We start from the raw sequence: 17,345 nt of genomic DNA, 5'->3' as shown, positions 1-17,345 counted from the left end.
TTGGCAAGCCTGACCAAGCGGCAGGGTCAGTCGCCCAGCGCGCGCAGGGTCAGGGGGCAGGGCGACCCGCCATAGAACGCCTCCAGAACCGCACGGAATTCGCCCGGTGCGTCGGGCACCATCGCGAACAGGGTCATGGAGGAACGCAGTTTCTTGGCGTCGATGATGCCCAGGATATCCTCGGGCCGTTTGCCGGTGTGGCCGAGCATAAGCCGGCTGACTTCGATCAGGCGGGCACGCAATTCGGGATGGGCCAGATAGGCGGCGGCCTCGTCCAGATCCCCGATCCCGTAAAGCTGTGCCATATGCGACCGGCCCAGCTCGGCCAGTTGCGGAAAGACGAACCACATCCAGTGGCTCGTCTTCTGTCCCGCAGTCAGTTCGCGCAGGACATCCGGCCAAACGGTGTCCTGCGCCTCGACGAACATCTCCAGTTCGTCGTCTTCGTCAAAGTCGTCTTCGCCGCTCACTTGTCGGCGACGCGACGGTTGCGGGTGGCGATCAGTTTCAGCCGCAGCGCGTTCAGCTGGATGAAGCCCTTGGCATCCTGCTGGTCATAGGCGCCTGCGTCTTCTTCGAAGGTCACATGGGCCTCGGAGTAAAGCGAGTGATCCGACCAGCGGGCAACGGTACGCGCCGAACCCTTGTAGAGCTTCAACCGCACGGTGCCGGTGACATGCTCCTGGCTCTTGTCGATCAGGGCCTGCAGCATCTCGCGCTCGGGGCTGAACCAGAAGCCGTTATAGATCAGCTCGGCATAACGCGGCATGATCGAATCCTTCAGGTGGCCCGCGCCGCTATCCAGCGTGATCTGTTCGATGCCGCGATGTGCCTCGAGCAGGATGGTGCCGCCGGGGGTCTCGTAGACGCCGCGCGATTTCATCCCGACAAAGCGGTTCTCGACGAAATCCAAGAGGCCGATACCGTGCTTGCCACCCAACTCGTTCAGGCGGGTCAGGATGGTCGCGGGCGACATCGCCTCGCCGTTGATCGCAACCGCGTCGCCCTTTTCAAAGGTGACCTCGATGAACTCGGGCGTATCGGGGGCGTCTTCGACCGCGACGATGCGCTGGGCGACGTAATCGGGCGCCTCGACGCCCGGATCCTCCAGCACCTTGCCCTCGGACGAGGTGTGCAGCAGGTTTGCGTCGACCGAGAACGGCGCCTCGCCGCGCTTGTCCTTCGAAATCGGAATCTGATGTGCTTCGGCGAATTCCAGCAGACGGGTGCGGCTGGTCAGGTCCCACAGACGCCAGGGGGCGATCACCTTGATTTCGGGGTTCAGCGCATAGGCGGAAAGTTCGAACCGCACCTGGTCGTTGCCCTTGCCGGTGGCGCCATGGGCCACCGCGTCTGCGCCATGCTCGGCGGCGATTTCGACCAGACGTTTCGAGATCAGCGGCCGCGCGATCGAGGTGCCCAGAAGATACAGCCCCTCGTACACCGCATTGGCGCGGAACATCGGGAAGACAAAGTCGCGCACGAACTCTTCACGCACATCCTCGATATGGATGTTCTCGGGCTTGATCCCCAGCAGCTCGGCCTTTTTGCGGGCGGGTTCCAGTTCCTCTCCCTGACCGAGATCGGCGGTAAAGGTAACAACCTCGCAGCCATATTCGGTTTGCAGCCATTTAAGGATGATCGAGGTATCGAGGCCACCGGAATAGGCCAGGACAACTTTCTTGGGCGCGGACATTGGACTTCCCCATTTACGTATGACGCAAGGGCCGTAGCGGTTTTTGCGGTTGGGGGCAAGTTGCGGCATCGGAACTGTGGCGAAATCGGTGGGTGTAATCCAGCACACCAATGTATTCCTTGCCTCGGGCGCAGGGTTGCGGCAGTCAGGCGGAATGAGCGATTTCATGTCCCGTGCCCGCGCCGCCGAACAGGTGATGCGCGATGTCTTTCCCGCCACGCCGTTGCAGCGCAATGACCATCTGTCGGCGCGCTATGGTGCCGATATCTGGCTCAAGCGCGAGGATCTGAGCCCGGTCCGATCCTACAAGATCCGCGGTGCATTCAACGCGATGCGCAAGCAGCAGGGGCAGGCGCTGTTCGTCTGTGCCAGTGCGGGTAACCATGCCCAGGGCGTGGCCTATATGTGCCGGCACATGGGGGTGCGGGGTGTGATCTTCATGCCGGTGACCACTCCGCAGCAGAAGATCCAGAAAACCCGGATGTTCGGCGGCGATCAGGTCGAGATTCATCTGACCGGCGACTATTTCGACCAGACGCTGGCTGCCGCACAGACCTGGTGCGCGCAAGAGGGCGGGCATTTCCTGTCACCCTTCGACGATGCCGATGTGATCGAGGGGCAGGCCTCGCTGGCTGTCGAGATCGAGGAACAACTGGGCGGCGTGCCCGATCATGTGGTGCTGCCGGTCGGCGGCGGCGGCATGTCGGCGGGGGTGGCCACATGGTTCGGGGATCGCAGCCACTGCATCTTTGTCGAGCCCGAGGGCGGTGCCTGTCTGCGCGCGGCGCTGGCGGCGGGGCATCCGGTGACGCTCGATCATGTGGACAATTTCGTTGATGGCGCGGCGGTGGGCCGGATCGGCGAAAAGACATTCGAACTGCTGAAATCGCGGCACATGTCGGATGTGCTGGTGATGTCCGAGGATCGGATCTGCACCACCATCATCGAAATGCTGAATGTCGAGGGTATCGTGCTGGAACCCGCGGGCGCGCTGTCGGTCGAGGCGGTGGCGGATGTGCAAAGCTTCATCAGGGGCAAGACCGTGGTCTGTGTCACCTCGGGCGGCAATTTCGATTTCGAACGTCTGCCCGAAGTGAAGGAGCGGGCGCAGCGCTATTCGGGGGTCAAGAAATACTTCCTGCTGCGACTGCCGCAGCGGCCCGGCGCGCTGAAGGAGTTTCTGAACATCCTCGGACCGGATGACGATATCGCCCGGTTTGAATACATGAAGAAATCGGCACGCAATTTCGGGTCCGTCCTGATCGGTATCGAGACGGCCAAGCCTGAGAATTTCGAGCGCCTTTATGCCCGTCTGGACGAGGCCGGGTTCACCTATACCGACATCACCCGCAACGAGACGCTGGCGCAATTCGTGATCTGAGCGCGCTCAGATATGGTCGGACAGCTCCGACTGGAAGGCCGATTTCGAGGCCTCGAAACTGTTGATGATCGCGTCCAGATCGACCGCGTCCGCATGACCGGCGGCGGATTGCCGCTCGCCATCCTGACACAGGGCGGAAAAGGATTCGAACCCAAGGCTGAGCGCGCTGCCCTTGAGGAAATGCAGATCCTTTTCGAGCAGTCGGCGATCCGGTGTCTGGCGAAGACGCGCGATCACCTCTTCGACCTCTTCCAGGAAAAGGTCTACAACCTCGTCGAAATCCTCCGCACCGACCTCTTCCCGCAATTGGGTCACGCGGGGCCAGTGAATCATGGCGCACCTCCGTTCTGTCTGCCCCATTCACCCATCATTAGGAGATCGAGGGTAAACAGCCGGTAAAGAGAAGCAGGTGCATAAGCGGCAATTTGCACTTTCATGAGATGTTAACGGGGGCCTGTCTAGCGTGTCAGTATCCTTGGCCTTGGTGAATTCGGGACAGACGACAGTGTTGCATGGTAGGGAAATGGAGGCCCAGACCGAGATGGAGCTGGGTGCAATCCGCCGGGTGCTGGTTGTCGATGACAGCCGGTTACAGCGTCGCATCCTGTCGAGCTCTCTGAAAAAATGGGGGTTCGAGGTAATCGAAGCCGATAGCGGCGAGGAGGCGATGGAGATTTGCGCCAGCGCCATGCCCGATCTGGTGCTGAGTGATTGGGTCATGCCGGGGATGAGCGGTGTAGAATTCTGCGAGGCGTTCCGGCAGCTGAACTCCGACCGATACTGCTATTTCATCCTGCTGACATCGAAGAGCGAAAAGAACGAGGTGGCACAAGGGCTTGACGCCGGTGCCGACGATTTCCTGATCAAGCCGGTCAGTTCGGACGAGCTGCGCGCGCGGATTTCGGCCGGGGACCGCGTGATCGGCATGCAGCGAGAGCTTTCGGACAAGAACGAGGTGATCGAACAGGCTCTTGACGACCTGAAACGCGCTCATGACGCCATCGACAAGGATCTGATTCAGGCACGCAAGATCCAGGAATCGCTGGTGCCCGATTTCAGCCAGGGTTTTGGTTCGTCACGCATCAGCCTGTTGCTGAAACCGTGCGGTCATATCGGTGGTGATCTCGTCGGCATGTTCTCGCCCGGACCGAATCGCGTCGGATTCTACAGCATCGACGTCTCGGGCCACGGTATCACCTCGGCGATGATGACCGCGCGGCTAGGCGGCTATCTGTCCAGCCGGTACTTCGATCAGAACGTCGCGATGGAGAAACGGTTCAACAAGTTCTATGCGCTGCGCCAGCCGCAGGATGTGGCCGAAACCCTGAACTCGCGCCTGATCGCCGATACCGGGATCGAAGAGTATTTTACCATGGTCTATGCGATCATGGACCTGCGCAGCGGCATGTTGCGGATGGTGCAGGCCGGGCACCCGCATCCTCTGCTGTTGCGCCGGAACGGCACGGCGGAATTCATCGGCGAGGGCGGCGTACCCATCGGCCTGTTGCCGGGCATTCCCTATACGCAGGTCGAGGCGCAGATGGAGGTTGGCGACCGGCTGTTGTTATATTCCGACGGGTTTACCGAATGCCGTCTCGCCAATGGCGAGATGTTGGAGCCCGAGGGGCTGCTTGCACTGGTCAACGAGTGTAATCCGGAACAGGGCGGGCAGGAGTTTCTGGATGACCTTTTCTGGCGCTTGACGCAGGTGATGTCGCCCGAACACGGGCTTGAGGACGATGTCTCGGCCACGTTCTTCGAGTTCAACGGGCCCTGATCTGCGCCAGGTGCCACGCGGCGAAATGGCGATCACCGGCATTCCCCAGCAAGCCCGCAGCGTCCAGCGTCGGCATCCACAGAGCAGCGTGGTCGGGTTCCGTCGGCGGGCCGATACGACGCACGGGCCGGGCGCGGTATATAAGACATATCTTCTCGGCCCAGAGATCGTATTCCGGCATATAGGCAAAGCGCCGGAATGCCCCCACCCGACGCGGTGCGGCAATCAGCCAGCCAGTTTCCTCGTAAACCTCGCGATGCAGCGCCGCGACCGGCGATTCACCCGGATCGATGCCACCGCCGGGCAGTTGCAGATCGGGATCGGGGTCATACTGGCTGGTCAGCAACAGGTCCGATCCGCGCGGCAGCAGGGCATAGGCCCCCACCCGGCGGATATAGCGGCGCCCCGGCTCGGGGCTTTCCCCAAAACGTCTGATCATGTAGAGGCCCTTTCAACGCGGCTTGTCCGACCCTATATGGTCGCGATATGCCAAGACTTGGCGTGCAAGGAAACCCATGACACTCGGAACCAAAATCGCGTGGGACGACACGGTCCTGCCCTTTCAGCTCGATTTGCCCGACATGCGTGGCCGCGTGGCGCGGCTGGACGGTGTGCTGGACGGCATTCTGAAACAGCATGATTATCCCACCGTGGTCGAGGCCCTGGTGGCCGAGATAGCATTGCTGACCGCGCTGATCGGCCAGACCATCGGCCTGCGCTGGAAACTTTCGTTGCAGGTACAGTCCAAGGGCGCGGTGCGTATGATCGCCACCGATTACTATGCCCCGCAGGTCGAGGGCGAGCCGGCGCGCATCCGCGCCTATGCCAGTTTCGACCGCGACCGGCTGACCGATGGCGCCCCCTTCGACCAGGTGGGAGAGGGCTATTTCGCGATCCTGATCGATCAGGGCAAGGGGACCCAGCCCTATCAAGGCATCACCCCGCTGGCGGGCGGGTCGCTGAGTGCCTGTGCCGAGGCCTATTTCGCGCAATCCGAACAGCTGCCGACACGGTTTCAGCTGCGCTTTGGCAAGTCCACCGAACCAGGTGTGCCAGAGCATTGGCGCGCAGGTGGCGTGATGTTGCAGCACATGCCCAAGGCCTCGCCCTTTGCCGCCGGCGGGCCGGGTTCTGGCGATATTCTGACCGCCGCCGATCTGGTGGACGGCGCCGAGGGCGAAAACTGGAACCGGGTCAATATCTTGCTCGACACGGTCGAGGATCTGGAGCTGATTGGCCCGGCGCTGCCGCCGACCGACCTGCTGGTACGGCTGTTTCACGAGGAACAGCCGCGTGTCTACGATGCGCAGTCGGTGCGGTTTGGCTGTACCTGCTCCGAGGAGCGGGTGCGCCAGAGCCTGTCGATCTATTCCGCCAAGGATATCGGGCACATGACCACGGATGAGGGAACGGTGACCGCTGATTGCCAGTTCTGCGGCGCACATTACGTGCTGGACCCGGCCTCGGTCGGGTTCGAGGCGGATCAGGGTGACTGACCTGGTCAGCCCTCTGCTTGCGGCGCTGGCCCGGACCGGGCCGGGGTCGAGCGATTTTGACCTCAACCCCGGTACGGTCCTGCCCGAGGGGCGCAAACTGCGCCCCGCCGGGGTCTTGGTGCCGGTGACCTTGGCCCACGGCGCACCCCGGGTGATCCTGACCAAACGCTCTTCGGCGCTAAAACATCATCCCGGCCAGATCGCCTTTCCAGGCGGCAAGCAGGACGAAGGCGATGCCGATGTGATTGCCGCGGCCCTGCGCGAGGCACAGGAAGAGATCGGTTTGCCACGCGACCTGCCGCGCGTGCTGGGGACCCTGCCGTCACACGAGACAGTGACCGCCTTTACCGTGACACCGGTGGTGGCAGTGATCGAACGCGCGTTCGACATCCGGCCAGAGCCGGGTGAGGTCGAAGAGGTGTTCAGCGTGCCGCTTGCGCATCTGATGCGGCCCGAAAATTACTCGGTGCAATCACGCCGCTGGCGCGGGCAGCGGCGGCACTATTTCACCGTACCCTTCGGGCCCTACTATATCTGGGGCGCCACCGCTCGGATGCTGAGGGGGCTGGCCGAAAGGATGCAACCGTGACCCGCATCAACGAGGCTTGGTTGACCCACCCGGCAACGCAAAAGGTCTGCCGGACCCTGACAGATGGCGGTGCGCAGGCGCTGTTCGTCGGTGGCTGTGTGCGCAACGCGCTGCTGGGGGCACCGGTCAGCGATATCGACATCACCACCGATGCTCGTCCCGAGCGGGTGATGGAGCTGGCTGCGGCGGCCGGGATCAAGGCGGTGCCCACCGGCATCGCCCATGGCACCGTGACGCTGGTCGCGGGCGGTATCCCGCATGAGGTGACCACCTTTCGCCGGGATGTGGAAACCGATGGCCGCCGCGCGGTGGTCGCCTTTTCCGGCTCGATCCACGAGGACGCGGCGCGACGCGATTTCACGATGAACGCGCTTTATGCCCGGCCTGACGGCACGGTACTGGACCCGCTGGATGGCCTGCCCGATCTGCAGGCGCGGCGCGTGCGGTTCATCGGCGATGCGACCGACCGCATCCGCGAGGATTACCTGCGTTCACTACGCTATTTCCGCTTTCACGCCTGGTATGGCGATGCCGATGCCGGTTTTGATGCCGAAGCGCTGGCGGCGATTGCCGGGAATCTCGACGGGCTGACCCGCCTCTCGCGCGAGAGGGTGGGGGCCGAGATGCTGAAGTTGCTCGCTGCGCCCGATCCGGCGCCCTCGGTCGCCGCTATGCGCGCCGCCGGGGTTCTGGCGCAGCTCTTGCCCGGCGCTGACGATCGAGCGCTGGCGCCTCTGGTGCATCTGGAAGACGGGCTGAGCGCCGACCCGATCCGGCGGCTGGCTGCGCTGGGCGACGGCGAAACACTGGCCTCGCTCCGGTTGAGCAAGGCGCAGATGGCGGCGCTGGACACTCTGCGCCACGCTGCTTTGGGCACCGCCGGGGCCGGAGAGTTGGGGCATGATCTGGGCGTCGAAGCAGCGCGCGATGCGCTTCTCTTGCGGGCCGCCTTGCTGGATCAACCGCTTGACCCGCATGCGCCCGCCGCAATTGCGCGCGGTGCTGCGGCCGTGTTTCCGGTCACCGCTCGCGACCTGATGCCAGCGTTTTCGGGCCCCGCGCTGGGCGCGCGGCTTGCCACCCTGAAAGCGCACTGGATCGCATCCGATTTCACGCTGAGCCGGACAGCTTTGCTGGCTCGAGATGATTGACGTAAGGTCAATCAAATCCTGCGTGACATGCTGAACCTTGCGAGGTTAGGTTTGCCGCGAAACCAATAGGAGGGATGCGAATGTATTACGGGCTCTGGTTCAGCTGAGGCTGGGATAACCGACCCGTTCGGGTGGTGTCCTGCACGCCGCCTCTTTCGCATATTCCCTAATTGCTCAACGGAGCATCCTTCATGTTTCGCTTTTTCGAAAATCTTGTCGATCCCTTTGTCGCCTATGATGAGACGGACACGCCGCCCACACGGCTGTGGCCCTTCATGCTGGACTATTCACAGCCATTTCTGCGTGTCTTCATCTGGGCTGGCCTGTTGTCGATCGTTGTCGCCGGGGTCGAGGTCTGGCTGATCTATTACATGGGCCGCGTGGTCGATGTGCTGAACGGCTCACCCGCCGAAGTGTGGGAGCGCTACGGTACCGAGATGATCGCGCTGGCCCTGTTTGTTCTGCTGATCCGTCCGGTGCTGCATGTGCTGGATGTATTGGTCCTGAACAACGCGATTTTGCCAAACTTTGGCACCCTTATCCGCTGGCGCGCGCATAAACATGTGCTGCGCCAGTCGGTGGGCTGGTTCGAGAACGACTTTGCCGGGCGTATCGCCAACAGGATCATGCAGACCCCTCCGGCGGCGGGCGAAGTGGTGTTCCAGGTGTTCGACGCCATTTCGTTTTCGCTGGCCTATCTGATTGGGGCAGCAGTTTTGCTCATGGCGGCGGATGCCCGGTTGTTGTTGCCGCTGCTGATCTGGTTCGCGCTTTACGCGTTGCTGGTGCGCTGGACGATCCAGCGGGTGGGGCCGGCGTCGCAGGCGGCCTCGGATGCGCGGTCGACCGTGACGGGCCGGGTGGTGGACAGCTATACCAACATCCATTCGGTCAAGATGTTCGCCCATGACGACCGCGAGCTGGCTTATGCACGAGAGGCGATCGAGGAAACGCGCCGCACCTTTCAGGTGGAAATGCGGATCTTTACCATCATGGATGTGGTGCTGGTTACCCTGAACGGGCTGTTGATCGTCGGTGTGGTTGGCTGGGCCATCGCGCTTTGGATGCAGGGGCAGGCCAGTGTTGGCCTGGTGGCCGCCGCTTCCGCCCTGACCCTGCGGCTCAACGCGATGACCGGTTGGATCATGTGGGCGCTGACCAGCTTTTTCCGCCAGCTGGGTGTGGTGGCCGAAGGGATGGAGACCATCGCCCAGCCCATCGACCTGGTGGATGCGCCGGATGCCCGGCCGCTCGCGCTGAGCGAGGGCCGGATCGAGCTGCAACAGCTATCGCATCATTACGGGCGCGGCGCCGGTGGCTTGGATCGGTTGGACCTGACCATTGCGCCCGGCGAAAAGATCGGGCTGATCGGGCGTTCGGGCGCGGGCAAGTCGACACTGGTCAAGCTGCTGCTTCGGTTCTACGACCCGGATAGCGGTCGTATCCTGATCGACGGACAGGATATCGCCCGGGTGACCCAGAACAGCCTGCGCAGCCATATCGGCATGGTGCAGCAGGACAGCGCACTGTTGCACCGCTCGGTACGGGACAATCTGCTTTACGGGCGTCCCGACGCGACCGAGGAAGAGATGATCGCCGCCGCCAAACAGGCCGAGGCGCATGAGTTCATCCTCGATCTCGAAGACCCGCAAGGCAGACGCGGCTATGACGCTCATGTGGGCGAGCGCGGGGTCAAGTTGAGCGGCGGGCAACGTCAACGGGTGACGCTGGCGCGTGTCATTCTCAAGGATGCGCCGATTTTGCTGCTGGACGAAGCGACCAGCGCCCTAGATTCCGAGGTCGAGGCTGCCATACAGGACACGCTCTACGGCATGATGGAAGGAAAGACCGTGATCGCCATCGCTCACCGGCTGAGCACTATCGCGCAGATGGACCGTATCCTGGTGCTGGATCAGGGCCGGATCGTCGAGGAAGGCGGTCACGCCGATCTGTTGGCGCAGGGCGGGCTTTATGCCCAGTTCTGGGCGCGACAGTCGGGCGGGTTCCTGAATGTCGAGGCCGATGGATGAGGCTTGCCGACCTCATCGACCCGTTCCGCGACACGGATACGCTCCCACCCCGACGGCTGGGGGCGTTCATCCGATGGGCGCTCAGCGGGGCCTGGCCGGTCTTGTTTGCCGCCGCGCTGTTTTCGGCAATGGCGGGTATGTTCGAGGCGATAACCGCGTGGATACTGGGGCAGGTGGTCGACCGGGCGGTCGAACTCGGTCCCGAAGGGTTTTTTGACGGGACCAATCTGGGGGCAATCCTGGCCGCAGTGGCGTTCTTTGTACTGATCCGACCGGTTGCATTCGGCCTGTCGGCGCTGTCGAACAACTATGTCGTCATGCCCAATATTCCGCCGTTGGTGCTGGCCCGGCTGAACCGCTGGACATTGGGTCAGTCGGTCGGGTTCTTTGACGACGATTTTGCCGGACGGATCGCGCAAAAACAGATGCAAACCGCAAGTGCGCTCACTTCGGTTGTGTCCGAGACGATCAGCGCGATTGTGTTCGCCTTGGCCTCTCTGTTCGGTAGTCTGGCCTTGTTAGGGTCGATTCATCCATTGGTGATGCTGCCCTTTGCCCTGTGGCTCGGCGCCTACTTCATGCTTATCCGCTGGTATCTGCCACGGGTCCGCAGACGGTCGGCGGCACGCGCGGGGGCGCGGGCGATGGTGTCGGGCCAGGTCGTGGACACGATCACCAATATCAAGACGGTCAAGCTCTTCGCCCATGCAAAGGCCGAGGATGTGGCGGCGCGCAACGCCATGGCCGACCTGCGCGAGCGGTCGCTGGATTTCGGATGGCTTTCTGCCAGTTTCCGGTTCTTCCTGATGCTTCTGGCAGGCGTCTTGCCGGTAATCCTGCTTGGATCGGCGCTGCTTCTATGGCGAGCAGGGGGCGCCAGTGCCGGCGATGTGGTGGTTGCGGGCTCGGTTTCGATCCGTATCGCGCAGATGTCCGGCTGGGTCAGTTTCACGCTGATGAGCCTTTATGCCAACCTGGGCGAGGTTCAGAACGGCATGAACAGCCTCGCGCGGGCCGAGCGGATCGAGGATATGCACGATGCCCAACCGCTGGTTGCAGGCAGTGGAAAGATCGAATTCGTCAATGTCGGCTTTGCCTATGGGCGCGAAACCGGTGGGGTGGATGCGTTGACGCTGTCCGTTGAGCCGGGCGAGAAACTGGGGATCGTTGGCGCCTCAGGTGCAGGTAAGTCGACGCTGGTTTCGCTTCTCTTAAGGCTCTACGAGGCGGAAACCGGTCAAATCCGCATTGACGGACAGGACATTGCAACCGTGACGCAAGACAGCCTGCGACGACGGATCGGGCTGGTCACGCAGGAAACCGCAATGTTCAACCGGTCTGCCCGCGACAACATCCTCTATGGTCGCCCCGACGCGACCGAGGCCGAATTGATAGCTGCCGCCCAAAAAGCCGAGGCGCATGAGTTCATTCAGGATTTGGCCGACGCCAAGGGGCGCAAGGGTTACGATGCACATCTGGGCGAGCGCGGGGTCAAGCTGAGCGGTGGTCAGCGGCAGCGGATCGCGCTGGCCCGCGCCATCCTCAAGGACGCCCCGATCCTGGTGCTGGACGAAGCGACCAGCGCGCTCGACAGCGAGGTCGAGGCGTCGATCCAGAGCGCGCTGCATCGCGTGATGGAGGGCAAGACCGTGCTGGCCATCGCGCACCGCCTGTCCACCCTGTCGGAAATGGACAGGATCGTGGTGCTGGATCGCGGGCGGATCGTCGAAAGCGGCACGCATGAGGCGCTGTTGGCCCGCAATGGTCTCTATGCCCGGTTCTGGCATAGGCAATCCGGCGGGTTTATCCGCACGCAAGCGGCCGAGTAAGGGCTTTTCGCCTTGCGCGCGCCCCTGTATCAGGCGGCCATGACACAAGAGATAACCATCACGCGGCTGGGCCATCAGGGTGACGGGATCGCCCCGGGCCCGATCTATGTGCCACGTACCCTGCCGGGCGAAGTGGTCAGCGGAACGCCCGAGGGCGACAGGCTGGCCGATATGCGGGTTGTGATCCCGTCGCCGCACCGGGTGGCGCCGCCCTGCCGCCATTATCGCGCCTGCGGCGGTTGCCAGTTGCAGCATGCCTCGGACGGATTTGTTGCCCAGTGGAAGCAGGAAGTGGTTCATTCCGCGCTCACGGCTCAGGGTATCGAGGCCGAGATGCGCCCCGTTCATACCTCGCCGCCCCGCTCGCGCCGCCGTGCAACCATCGCAGTGCGACGCACCAAGAAGGGCGCGCTTGCCGGGTTTCATGGCCGAGCGTCGGACGTGATCACCGAAATACCCGATTGCCAGTTGTTGGACCCTGCGCTGCTTGCCGCCATTCCGGTCGCCGAGACGCTGGCCATGCTGGGTGGCAGTCGCAAGGGTGTCATGGCGGTGACGCTGACCCTTTCAGACGCCGGGCTGGATGTGGCGGTGCGCGGTGGCAAACCGCTGGACGGCCCGCTTGAGGTGACGCTGGGACAATTGGCCGAGGCGCGGGGACTGGCCCGGCTGGCCTGGGAGGGTGAGGTGATCGCGATGCGACACCCGCCCACGCAACGTTTTGGCAAGGCGGCGGTTGCGCCGCCGCCGGGCGCCTTTCTGCAAGCCACCCGCGACGGTGAACAGGCGTTGCTGGCGGCGGTGCAGGAAACGGTTGCGGGTGCCAGGCGGGTCGCCGATCTGTTTGCCGGTTGCGGCACCTTTGCCCTGCCGCTGGCCGAGACCGCCGAGGTACATGCGGTCGAGGGCGAGGCCGCGATGACTGCGGCGCTGGATCAGGGTTGGCGCCGGGCGGCGGGCTTGAAGCGTGTGATCACTGAGGCGCGCGACCTGTTTCGCCGCCCGCTGTTGCCCGACGAGCTTGCCGCATTCGACGCGGTGGTGCTGGACCCGCCCCGTGCCGGGGCCGAGGCGCAGGTGGCGGAACTGGCCCGTGCCAAGCCACCCGTCATCGCCTATGTCAGCTGCAATCCGGTGACCTTTGCCCGTGATGCGAAAACACTGGTTCAGGCCGGCTATCGCCTGAATTGGGTGCAGGTGGTCGATCAGTTCCGCTGGTCGGCGCATGTGGAGCTTGCGGCGTCCTTCTCGCGGGTCCATATCGGCGGCTGAGCAACAAGGAGCGCGCGATGCAGAGATTGCAGGCATTCATCGACCGGCCCGGATTTGGCCGGTTCATCACCGCCGTGATCATGCTGAACGCCGTTGTTCTGGGGATGGAGACGTCGCCCTATCTGATGGAGCGGTGGGGTGGTCTGATCCTGACCGCCGACCGCATCTGTCTGGGCATCTTTATCGCCGAGATCGTTCTGAAACTGGCGGCGCAGCGGCAGCGTTTCTTTTTGAACGGCTGGAACATCTTCGATTTCGTGATCGTGGGTATCGCCCTGATCCCCGCCGCCGGCGGCCTGTCGGTGCTGCGGGCCCTGCGTATCCTGCGGGTTCTTCGGGTGATCTCGGTTGCACCGCGCCTGCGTCGCGTGGTCGAGGGCTTCATCACCGCGCTGCCCGGCATGGCCAGCGTTTTCCTGCTGATGACCATCATCTTTTACATCGGTTCGGTGATCGCGACCAAGCTCTTTGCCACCTCTTTCCCCGACTGGTTCGGCGACCTGGGCTTGTCTGCCTATACGCTGTTCCAGATCATGACGCTGGAAAGCTGGTCGATGGGCATCGTTCGACCGGTGATGCAGGTCTATCCCTATGCCTGGTTGTTCTTTGTCCCCTTCATCATGATCACCACATTTGCGGTGGTGAACCTGCTGGTCGGTCTGATCGTGAACTCGATGCAGGACGCCCATCATGCCGAGGACGGTGTCCGCACCGATGCCTATCGGGACGAGGTTCTGGCCCGTCTGGAGCAGATCGAACAGCGGCTTGGCGCATTGGGTGAAACCAAAAAGTGATTTTGCCCGGCCCCGATTCCGGGGTATTCGGGGGACCATTGAGAAAAAGAACGAGGCAGTGAATATGGATCGTCGGCATTTCGGTCTTGGTGCGGTTGCCGCGCTTGGCCTGTCGGCCTGCGGCAGTCAGGACAGCAAGTTCCGCCGCTATTACGGACCTGCGGTCACCTCGGTCGTGATCAACAAGGGTGCACGCAAGATGTACCTGTTGAACAACGAAAAGGTGCTGAAGGAATACAAGGTCGATCTGGGCTTTGCCCCGGCCGGGCACAAACAGTTCGAAGGCGATGGCAAGACGCCCGAAGGCACCTATCTGATCGACCGCCGCAATCCCAACAGTGCGTTCCACCTCTCGCTCGGCATATCCTATCCCAATGCCCGCGACGTGGCCTATGCCCAGGCGATGGGCAAGAAGCCGGGCGGCGAGATCTTCATTCATGGGCAGCCCAACCTGTTGCGCGACCGCAAGAAGGCGAAGAAACAACCGGATTGGACCGCAGGCTGCATCGCCGTCAGGAATGAAGAGATTGAAGAGATTTATGCCATGGTGCGCGACGGAACGGTGATCACCCTGCGCGCGTGATCGCAGCTGGCCCCGGTTGTTCAAAGGCCAGGTCGTTGTCGGGCGAGACCCACACTGTTGTTGCTGCGTTGCTGCGCAGCGGATCCACGGTAAATCCGATATCCGCCAGAAGATGCGGCGCGGTTTCCGCGAGGCGGATCAGATCCGCTTCGAGCACCGCACGCTCCCGCTCTCTCTTTCGATCAATAATGCTGATCCAACGAAAGAACCAGGCGCGCAATCCCGGTTTGGTGGCATTCACAGGGCTTTCGTAAACGCCGCAAGAATTCATGATATTTTCCCCTTGGCTATCTGGTCATAACCAAAGCTGGACCCTCGATCTCTTGCCTTCAACGCAAGCTTTCTCGTAACTTGACTTAGGAAATCTAATCCAAAGGGTTTGCACATGCGATTGCCGCCGTTGAATGCTCTGCGCGCATTTGAAGCTGCCGCGCGTCACAATGGGTACATTGCGGCCGCCGAGGAGCTTTGCGTGACCCGAGGTGCTGTGAGCCGTCACATCAAGTTGTTGGAGGAGCATCTGGGCGTTGCCCTGTTCCACCGAAACCACCGCGGGGTCGATCTGACCGCGGCGGGGCGGCAGTTGCTGCCAGTGTTGACCGAGGCGTTTGCCCGGATCGGACGAGAAGCCGAACAGATCTCTTCCGTGACTCAGGACATCCGGATCATCTGTCCGCCGGCGTTGTCAATTCGCTGGCTGTTTCCACGACTGGAGAACTTCCAGGCAGCGCATCCCGGCATCCGTGTCCGGATGACCACAGAGTTTTACGGCGCCAAGGGATTTGATGGTACCGAATATGATCTCGGTGTGTCGGTCGAACATGTCCACGGACGGCCAGCGGGTATCACCAGCATGCCGCTGTTCCCAATGGTGCTGTCCCCGGCCTGTTCCCCGGCTTTGCTACGTCAACAGTCCCTCAGGACACCTTCAGATCTTGCGCGGATGGTCTTGTTGCATGAATCTCCGCAGCGCCGGGACTGGGCGCATTGGCTGGCCAGCTTTGGGATACGCGGGATTGATGCGGCAAGCGGACCGACATTTCCGAATCTGGATATGGCCGCAAGGGCGGCGGCGATGGGGTCAGGCGTTGTGATGGCGGACCTGGCTTTGTGTCACGAAGAACTGCGAAATGGAGCGCTTGTGCTTCCCTTTCCCGAGATGACCTGTGTCACACCACAAGGGGGATATGTCCTGATCGGTATGCGTGACCGTTGGGACGAACCCCATCTGCGGGCGTTTCGGGAATGGGTGGCGCAAGACTGCGCTGATCTCATGCCAGATCTCGGAGCCTAGCCAATCTGTGTCACGCCTGGCTGCCGGCCCATTTCCCGAACCCGAACAGGATATAGTCGCGCTGATAGATGTCGGCGGCCAGCGCCTCGAGCGCGTCATCATAGATATCGCCCAGCGGGATCGGCGTATCGGGGGCGGCACGAGGCGGTTCGGGTGGTTCGGCATGGCCGAAGCGGCGGGCCAGCGCAGGCAAATCGCTCGCGATTTCGTCTTCGCGCAGGATCAGGTCTGGACTGACGAAGTCGGAAAAGCTGTTTAGCGCCTGAGCCTGACTGCACCAGGATCCGTCAATGCGGATCGCTGTCTGTCCGGCGAGGTTCATGCGGACAAATTCCAGAAACGCCTCGAACGCGGCGCGGTGATCGGCGCGTCCGTAATCCGGGCCGGGGCTGTCCTCGGGTATCAGCAGGTTGAACTGTCGGCGCAGGGTGTTGCGGATCTTGGTGAAACAGCCCGGCCCCTTGTTCAGGATGCGATGGCAAAAGGCCGAATGCGCACGTGCCAGAGGGTGACGCAGCACCGTGAACGAGCGGTGTCCCTCGTTACCCTTGAGCCAGCCGCGTACCTGTTTCTGGTTCAGGCCGGTGCCCAGTGCCGCATCGACAACACCGTCCAGATCTGCCATCCAGCGGCGAACCTCGTCCTCGGGGCCGCCACGCACCGGCAGATAGATCAAAGGTGTCACCGCGCCGGTAACATAGGTCGGTACCGCGGGGCCACGGCGCGGTTCGAAATTGGGAGTCCGTGTCAGGTTGAAACGGTCCAGCCCACTCAGGGCCTCGACCATCTCGCCCGCATTCACCACCTTGGAGGTGACGGGGCTGGGGTTCTGGCGCTTCAGGTTGTCATCCAGTTGGTCCAGCCGCGCGGGCACGCCCAGCCATTGCGCCAGCCCGTTCATCACCGCCAGGTCCTGAAGATCCTCATAGGCGACATAGAACGGGGTCTGGCCACTGCGCTGAAGGCTGTTGAGCAGAAAGACCTGGAAATCCTGTAACGCCTCGACGTGGCGTGCGAATTCCTCGGCATCGAAGCGGGCCTGTGCCTCTTTCCGACGCTTGATGTTGGTCAGTTTCCACTGTCCGGTTTCCTTGGCGATCTTCCACGAGACATAGCTGTCGAGCGGATTTCGGGTCAGGATGATCTTGGCGCAGCGCGGATCGGACAGGACAAGGCCCAGAACGCGCGGATCGTGATCGTGAAAGAACCGGAACCCGGCCAGAACCCCGCGCGCGTCCCGCACCGCATCGATCAGGCATTGCGGATCGGCGTCGCGCATCTGCTGGCTGATTTCCAGTATCTCGGTCTTGTTGGGATAGCCGATGAAATGCGGGTTGAACGCTTCGCCGACACAGGCAACCCCGTCCAGCGCGTTCAGGTTCGCCTCGAGAAAGTTGGAGCCGGTCCGCATTTCGGCGAAGACGACAAAGTAATCGAAAGGGCTGCTCATACG

At 62.4% G+C, this 17,345-nt stretch carries 17 protein-coding genes; 11 read left to right on the top strand and 6 right to left on the bottom strand.

Going from position 1 to position 17,345, the window contains the following annotated elements; translation table 11 throughout:
- Positions 1–26: 26 nt before the first annotated feature.
- Together MB818_RS10390 and MB818_RS10385 are read right to left on the bottom strand one after the other, a co-directional pair.
- A complete protein-coding gene (locus tag MB818_RS10390; protein ID WP_238905021.1) occupies positions 27–470 on the bottom strand; it encodes a DUF1810 domain-containing protein in 444 nt (147 codons plus the stop codon).
- Positions 467–1,696 (bottom strand): argininosuccinate synthase, encoded by a 1,230-nt coding sequence (locus MB818_RS10385; protein WP_234177628.1) that lies wholly within the window; start codon positions 1,694–1,696, stop codon positions 467–469. Before MB818_RS10385 ends, MB818_RS10390 begins: the two co-directional genes overlap by 4 nt.
- A 154-nt stretch (positions 1,697–1,850) precedes the next feature.
- Between MB818_RS10385 and ilvA the strand changes: the two genes are divergently transcribed.
- Positions 1,851–3,077 (top strand): threonine ammonia-lyase IlvA, encoded by a 1,227-nt coding sequence (gene ilvA, locus MB818_RS10380; protein WP_238905019.1) that lies wholly within the window; start codon positions 1,851–1,853, stop codon positions 3,075–3,077.
- Positions 3,078–3,083: 6 nt separating this feature from the next.
- Here the strand turns inward: ilvA and MB818_RS10375 are convergent, their stop codons facing one another.
- Positions 3,084–3,410: an Hpt domain-containing protein gene (locus MB818_RS10375; protein WP_234145332.1), complete on the bottom strand. Its 327-nt coding sequence runs from the start codon at positions 3,408–3,410 to the stop codon at positions 3,084–3,086.
- Positions 3,411–3,600: 190 nt separating this feature from the next.
- Here MB818_RS10375 and MB818_RS10370 point away from each other — a divergent pair, with 190 nt between their 5' ends.
- Entirely contained in the window at positions 3,601–4,854 is a 1,254-nt protein-coding gene (locus tag MB818_RS10370; protein WP_234139170.1) for a PP2C family protein-serine/threonine phosphatase, read from the top strand.
- On the opposite strand, the gene MB818_RS10365 is transcribed toward MB818_RS10370, so the two are convergent.
- Positions 4,841–5,293, bottom strand: coding sequence for an NUDIX hydrolase (locus MB818_RS10365; RefSeq protein ID WP_234139171.1), 453 nt, complete (start codon positions 5,291–5,293; stop codon positions 4,841–4,843). The genes MB818_RS10370 and MB818_RS10365 overlap by 14 nt on opposite strands.
- 76 nt (positions 5,294–5,369) lie before the next feature.
- On the opposite strand from MB818_RS10365, the gene hslO reads away from it, so the two are divergent.
- From hslO to MB818_RS10325, 8 genes are all read left to right on the top strand, one after another.
- A complete protein-coding gene (hslO, locus tag MB818_RS10360) occupies positions 5,370–6,350 on the top strand; it encodes an Hsp33 family molecular chaperone HslO (RefSeq protein WP_234163336.1) in 981 nt (326 codons plus the stop codon).
- A complete protein-coding gene (locus MB818_RS10355; protein ID WP_234139173.1) occupies positions 6,343–6,939 on the top strand; it encodes a CoA pyrophosphatase in 597 nt (198 codons plus the stop codon). The genes hslO and MB818_RS10355 overlap by 8 nt, the downstream gene beginning before the upstream one ends.
- A complete protein-coding gene (locus MB818_RS10350; protein WP_238905017.1) occupies positions 6,936–8,090 on the top strand; it encodes a CCA tRNA nucleotidyltransferase in 1,155 nt (384 codons plus the stop codon). Before MB818_RS10355 ends, MB818_RS10350 begins: the two co-directional genes overlap by 4 nt.
- A gap of 191 nt (positions 8,091–8,281) precedes the next feature.
- A complete protein-coding gene (locus MB818_RS10345) occupies positions 8,282–10,120 on the top strand; it encodes an ABC transporter ATP-binding protein (RefSeq protein ID WP_238905016.1) in 1,839 nt (612 codons plus the stop codon).
- Complete coding sequence (locus tag MB818_RS10340; RefSeq protein WP_238905014.1) at positions 10,117–11,949, top strand: ABC transporter ATP-binding protein; 1,833 nt, start codon at positions 10,117–10,119, stop codon at positions 11,947–11,949. The genes MB818_RS10345 and MB818_RS10340 overlap by 4 nt, the downstream gene beginning before the upstream one ends.
- A gap of 39 nt (positions 11,950–11,988) precedes the next feature.
- A complete protein-coding gene (locus tag MB818_RS10335) occupies positions 11,989–13,221 on the top strand; it encodes a class I SAM-dependent RNA methyltransferase (protein ID WP_238905012.1) in 1,233 nt (410 codons plus the stop codon).
- Between the two features lie 17 nt (positions 13,222–13,238).
- Positions 13,239–14,015, top strand: a complete 777-nt coding sequence (locus tag MB818_RS10330; protein ID WP_234182193.1) for an ion transporter — start codon at positions 13,239–13,241, stop codon at positions 14,013–14,015.
- Between the two features lie 64 nt (positions 14,016–14,079).
- Positions 14,080–14,598 (top strand): L,D-transpeptidase family protein, encoded by a 519-nt coding sequence (locus MB818_RS10325; RefSeq protein ID WP_234145323.1) that lies wholly within the window; start codon positions 14,080–14,082, stop codon positions 14,596–14,598.
- Here the strand turns inward: MB818_RS10325 and MB818_RS10320 are convergent.
- Positions 14,582–14,869, bottom strand: a complete 288-nt coding sequence (locus MB818_RS10320; RefSeq protein ID WP_238905010.1) for a hypothetical protein — start codon at positions 14,867–14,869, stop codon at positions 14,582–14,584. The two genes, MB818_RS10325 and MB818_RS10320, sit on opposite strands and share 17 nt — an antisense overlap.
- Before the next feature lie 114 nt (positions 14,870–14,983).
- On the opposite strand from MB818_RS10320, the gene MB818_RS10315 reads away from it, so the two are divergent.
- Entirely contained in the window at positions 14,984–15,892 is a 909-nt protein-coding gene (locus MB818_RS10315; RefSeq protein WP_234163334.1) for a LysR substrate-binding domain-containing protein, read from the top strand.
- 10 nt (positions 15,893–15,902) lie between these two features.
- On the opposite strand, the gene MB818_RS10310 is transcribed toward MB818_RS10315, so the two are convergent.
- Entirely contained in the window at positions 15,903–17,342 is a 1,440-nt protein-coding gene (locus tag MB818_RS10310; RefSeq protein WP_238905008.1) for a sulfotransferase family 2 domain-containing protein, read from the bottom strand.
- Positions 17,343–17,345: the final 3 nt, after the last annotated feature.

It is taken from the genome of Ruegeria alba (assembly GCF_022321465.1).
In the GTDB taxonomy this organism is placed as follows: domain Bacteria; phylum Pseudomonadota; class Alphaproteobacteria; order Rhodobacterales; family Rhodobacteraceae; genus Ruegeria_B; species Ruegeria_B alba.
This window is presented reverse-complemented; position numbering and strand designations above follow the sequence as displayed.